Here is a 4,694-nt window from a genome sequence, read left to right as displayed (position 1 = left end):
GAGAAGCGCCCGCTCCCCACCGAGACCCCGTCGCCGCCGCGCCGGACGAGCAGGCCGTCCTCGGTGAGCGGGTCCGGCCGGGCATAGGCCCCCACCTCCCCGAGCCGGGCCAGGAGCCGCGCCGCCTCGGACGTCAGGGACACCCCGACCGTCGCACGCGCCGCCGCCTTCGCCCCGCTGGACTTCGCCCTTTTGTTCATGGTTTGTTCCAATCGCGATGCGCAACGTCCCGCCGCCTCACCTACCGTGCGATCGGCCCCGGTGTCAAGGTATTTTTACCTAGAACGGGATTCAGGTCCGGCGCTGTCCCGTCGGCGGCTGGCGGAGGATCTCGGCGATCTCCTCTTCGGACTTGCCCCGGACCGCGTAGCCCAGATCTTCGAAGCGATCGATCAGCGTCGCGCTGTCGGCGGCGGAACGCGCGGCCCATTCGGAGAGGACGGCGTTCACCCGCTCGATGTCCTCCGCGGGATCGCCGTCCTGCGGATCGGGAATGGCGTTCATGCTCAGCACCTCGGCGCCGGACGGGCGTTCGACGGCCTCGCAGGAAGCGCGCCATCGCAACCCAACGCCCGACGGCGTCGCGGTTTCCCCGCCCCGGGTCCCGGCCGGCTCGCCCTCAGGCGGCGCTCCGGAGGGCGTCGGGCCGGCCCAGCCCGATCGCCTTGGCCAGTTCGGAGCGGGCCTTGGCGTAGTTCGGCGCCACCATCGGGTAGTCGGCGGGCAGTTTCCACTTCGCGCGGTATTGCTCGGGGCTCATCCCGTACTTCGAGCGCAGATGCCGCTTGAGCGACTTGAACGTCCGCCCGTCCTCCAGGCAGACGATGTAATCCGCCGTCACCGAGCCCTCGACCGGGACCGCCGGCTCCGCCCGCACGTCCGCCGGGCCGGCGTGGTCCTCCACGACCCGTTTCAGGGCCGCGTGGACGTTCCCGAACAACGGCCGCAATTCGCTCACCGGGACGGCGTTGTTGCTGACATAGGCCGCCACGATGGCGGCCGTCGCACCGACGAGATCGATCGCGTTCCTGTTCTCTTTCACCACGAGCCCCCAGATTTCCGAAGACGCGTACGCTTCGCGTCCACCCTCGCCAGTCGAAGCATTGCCTGCCGCAGGCATCAGGACAGAGTGATACCTAGCACAAACAAGCGGCCCCACGCCGCGCGTGCACCAATCGATCCCTCATACGAAGGTACAACAGTCGATTTTGTATTACAAGTTAGAATGGCACTACGGACGCCCATCGGGTGCTTCGGTTGTGCGATACTTAAAGGCTCGATTTTCTAGCCATAAGTAGACGACCGTTGCTTCAAACTCACTTAAAGTTATGTCCCGGCCGGTTCCGGCGTCGCGGCGGCTTGCGTCCCGGCCCGCGGCGGGACACATCCCCAACCGGGCGTGACGGGACCCGGCGGGAGAGACGATGACGGATATCGGGCGCGGCCTTCTTGCTCACCGGACCGGGGCGCCGGTCGCCGAGATCCGGCCGCGGCGCTTCAGCGTCCACGGCCGGGAGATCGTCGACGACTACGCGTGGCTGAAGGCGGAGAACTGGCAGGCGGTCCTCAAGGACCCCGCCGCCCTGCCCGACGACATCGCCGCCTACCTCAAGGCCGAGAACGCCTTCGCGGAGGCCGCCCTCGCCGGCGCCGCCGACCTGCGCAGGACCCTGGTCTCCGAGATGCGCGGCCGCATCCAGGAGGACGAGAGCGGCGTGCCCGATCCCGACGGGCCCTACGCCTACTACACCCGCCACCGGGAGGGCGGGCAGCACCCGCTGGTCTGCCGGCGGCCGTCCGGCTCGCCGAACGTGCCGGAATCCGGCCCCGACCCGGACGAGACGATCCTGATCGACGGCGACCGGGAGGGCGAGGGCCTGCCGTTCTTCGAGATCGCCGCCGCGGTCCATTCCGACGACCACGGCCGTCTCGCCTGGAGCGCCGACACCAAGGGGTCGGAACTCTACACGATCCGGGTGCGCGACCTCGCCACCGGGCTCGACCTCGACGACCGGGTCGAGGCGACCTCCGGCGAGGCGGTCTGGGCCGCGGACGGGCACAGCTTCTGGTACGTGGCCCTCGACGCCAACCACCGCCCCGCCAAGGTCATGCGCCACCGGCTCGGCACCGGGCAGGCGGACGACGAGACGCTCTACACCGAGCCGGATGCCGGCTACTTCGTCCATATCGGGCGCACCCAATCGGGGGCGTTCCTCGACGTGACCGCGAGCGACCACGAGACGTCGGAGGTCCGGCTGCTCGACCGGCACGCGCCGTCGGCCGCCCTGCGCCTGGTGCAGGCGCGCGAGCCGCTGCTGATCTACGACGTCGAGCACCGGGGCGACCGGCTCTACATCCGCACCAACGCGGACGGCGCCGAGGACTTCAAGATCGTCACCGCGCCGCTCGACGACCCGGGCCGGGCCCACTGGACCGACCTCGTGCCCCACCGGCCCGGGGTGATGATCCGCCACCTGCACCTGCTGGCCGGCCATCTGGTCCGCCTCGAGATCGAAAACGCCAGGCCGCGGATCATCGTGCGCGACCTCGCCGATGACGACGAGCACACGGTGGCCTTCGCCGAGGAGGCCTACGCGCTGGGCCTGCGGGGCGGCCACGCGTTCGACACGGCGACGATCCGCTTCGTCTACTCGTCCATGACGACGCCGTCCGAGACCTGGGACTACGCCTGCGACAGCCGCGGCCGGACCCTGCGCAAGCGCCAGGCCGTGCCGTCCGGGCACGATCCGGCCGCCTACGTGACCCGCCGGCTGTTCGCCACCGCCCCGGACGGCGAGCAGGTGCCGATCTCGCTCCTGCACCGCCGGGACCTGGCGCTGGACGGCTCGGCGCCGCTCCTCCTCTACGGCTACGGCTCCTACGGGACGCTGATGCCGTCCGGGTTCCGCACCAACCTGCTGAGCCTGGTCGACCGCGGCTTCGTCTACGCGATCGCGCATATCCGCGGCGGCACCGAGAAGGGCTGGCGCTGGTACCTCGACGGCAAGCGCGAGAAGAAGCCCAACACCTTCACGGACTTCATCGCCTGCGGGCGGGCGTTGATCGCGGCCGGCTACACGGCGGAGAAGCGGATCGTCGCCCATGGCGGCTCGGCCGGCGGCATGCTGATGGGCGCGGTCGCCAACCTCGCCCCGGAGCTGTTCGCCGGCATCGTCGCCGACGTGCCGTTCGTGGACGTGCTCAACACCATGCTGGACGCGGAATTGCCGCTCACCCCGCCGGAATGGCCCGAATGGGGCAACCCGGCCGAGAGCGTCGCGGCGTTCGAGACGATCCTGTCGTACTCGCCCTACGACAACGTCGCCGCCAAGGCCTATCCGGCGATCCTGGCGCTGGGCGGCCTCACCGACCCGCGGGTGACCTACTGGGAGCCGGCCAAATGGGTCGCCCGCCTGCGCGCCACGATGACCGGCGGCGGCCCGATCCTCCTGCGCATCAACATGGAAGCCGGCCACGGCGGCGCGGCCGGCCGCTTCGACCGGCTGGAAGAGGTGGCGCTGATCTACGCCTTCGCGCTGATGGTGGTGGGGACGGTGTAGGGGCGCTACCTAAAAAGCTATAGGATTGCAAAAAATTGAGCATTTTTTGCAATCCTATAGCGCAGATTGCGCGAGATTAAATTCTTAGGCAACATTTAATTCGCCACACCCAAGTTCAGATGACAAATGACGAACATAGACCTCATGCTGAGGGTGACCAAATTTCTTCGATGATCAATCAAATGATCTGTCAACGCATTCTTTGCGTCGTCAAGCTTACCTAGCTTCCAGTAGATCATAGCAACATCAAGCAGTGGAGCCGATGACATTTTATCTTTTTTATATATAGATTCGGTTAGCTCTTCAATTATTGTGTACCGCGAACAAAATCTATCCAGAAATGGTATGCCAAACTCATTTATCAAGCAAATTGCTTTATCCGTCAATAAATCAATATTATCAGATAGGTCCCACCAGATATCGTCATTCGACGCAATTAAACTGAGCCGGCGGCGAATCTGACAATGCGTGCAGTTCACGGAATTGCGAGAACGTAGCTTAAAGCTCATTCTTTCGAATACTTCCGGCACAAATACAGCGATTTCTATGGTGAATTTTCCGTATAAATTTGGACGCAGATTCAATATTTCCGTATGAGATGGCGGCCCGACATTATATCGTCCCGCCTGGAAATCGATTAAATGCTGAATATCGCCATCAACCAATCTCATTAGACTTCGTCTTCTACTACGAAAACCGAATGAATTTACATTTTTAAATACATTTTTTTGAATTTTATTGAGCACTTGAACATGCTCTGATCTATACATCATTGAACTCAAATCCAGATAGGACAAATGGTGGGTTAATATATCACTCGGATCGTTATAAATACTGCAAAATCGATCAGCCTCAGACCTTAAATTGCTTAGTTGGAGCAGCCATTTCGATATGAGGCGCGGAACACCACAAAATTACCTCAGGGCAATAAATTCGTAAATTTTGCAGTCGCTGAATTTGCGCAACGTCGGATATACTTGATTATGGCCGTGCTTCCGGCGGCATTGCATCCTGAGGATGTGCGACCGCAGGGTTCTCGTTCGCTTCTCCTCGATCACGCATCTGTCGCGCCGCGTCCGCCGCCGCCTTGTCGGCGGCGGCCTTGAGCGCGGCGGCGCGGGCGCGGTCCATCTC

4 protein-coding genes and 1 pseudogene are annotated in these 4,694 nt (G+C 63.7%); 1 reads left to right on the top strand and 4 read right to left on the bottom strand.

Annotation, left to right across the window (positions count from 1 at the left end; all coding sequences use genetic code 11):
- From FV228_RS20850 to FV228_RS20840, 3 genes and pseudogenes are all read right to left on the bottom strand, one after another.
- Positions 1-200 (bottom strand): annotated as a pseudogene (locus FV228_RS20850) (ATPase); the annotation flags it as partial.
- A 91-nt stretch (positions 201-291) separates the two neighbouring features.
- On the bottom strand, positions 292-504 hold the full coding sequence (locus tag FV228_RS20845; protein ID WP_147856364.1) for a hypothetical protein: 213 nt from the start codon (positions 502-504) through the stop codon (positions 292-294).
- A gap of 115 nt (positions 505-619) precedes the next feature.
- Positions 620-1,045: a MucR family transcriptional regulator gene (locus FV228_RS20840; protein WP_246690117.1), complete on the bottom strand. Its 426-nt coding sequence runs from the start codon at positions 1,043-1,045 to the stop codon at positions 620-622.
- 379 nt (positions 1,046-1,424) lie between these two features.
- On the opposite strand from FV228_RS20840, the gene FV228_RS20835 reads away from it, so the two are divergent.
- Positions 1,425-3,560: a S9 family peptidase gene (locus FV228_RS20835; RefSeq protein WP_147856362.1), complete on the top strand. Its 2,136-nt coding sequence runs from the start codon at positions 1,425-1,427 to the stop codon at positions 3,558-3,560.
- A gap of 95 nt (positions 3,561-3,655) precedes the next feature.
- Here the strand turns inward: FV228_RS20835 and FV228_RS20830 are convergent, their stop codons facing one another.
- Positions 3,656-4,330 carry a DUF4304 domain-containing protein gene (locus FV228_RS20830; RefSeq protein ID WP_281406511.1) on the bottom strand — a complete coding sequence of 225 codons (675 nt, stop codon included), beginning with the start codon at positions 4,328-4,330 and terminating at the stop codon, positions 3,656-3,658.
- Positions 4,331-4,694: the final 364 nt, after the last annotated feature.

It is taken from the genome of Methylobacterium sp. WL18, from assembly GCF_008040015.1.
GTDB classification, from domain to species: Bacteria; Pseudomonadota; Alphaproteobacteria; order Rhizobiales; family Beijerinckiaceae; genus Methylobacterium; species Methylobacterium mesophilicum.
This window is presented reverse-complemented; position numbering and strand designations above follow the sequence as displayed.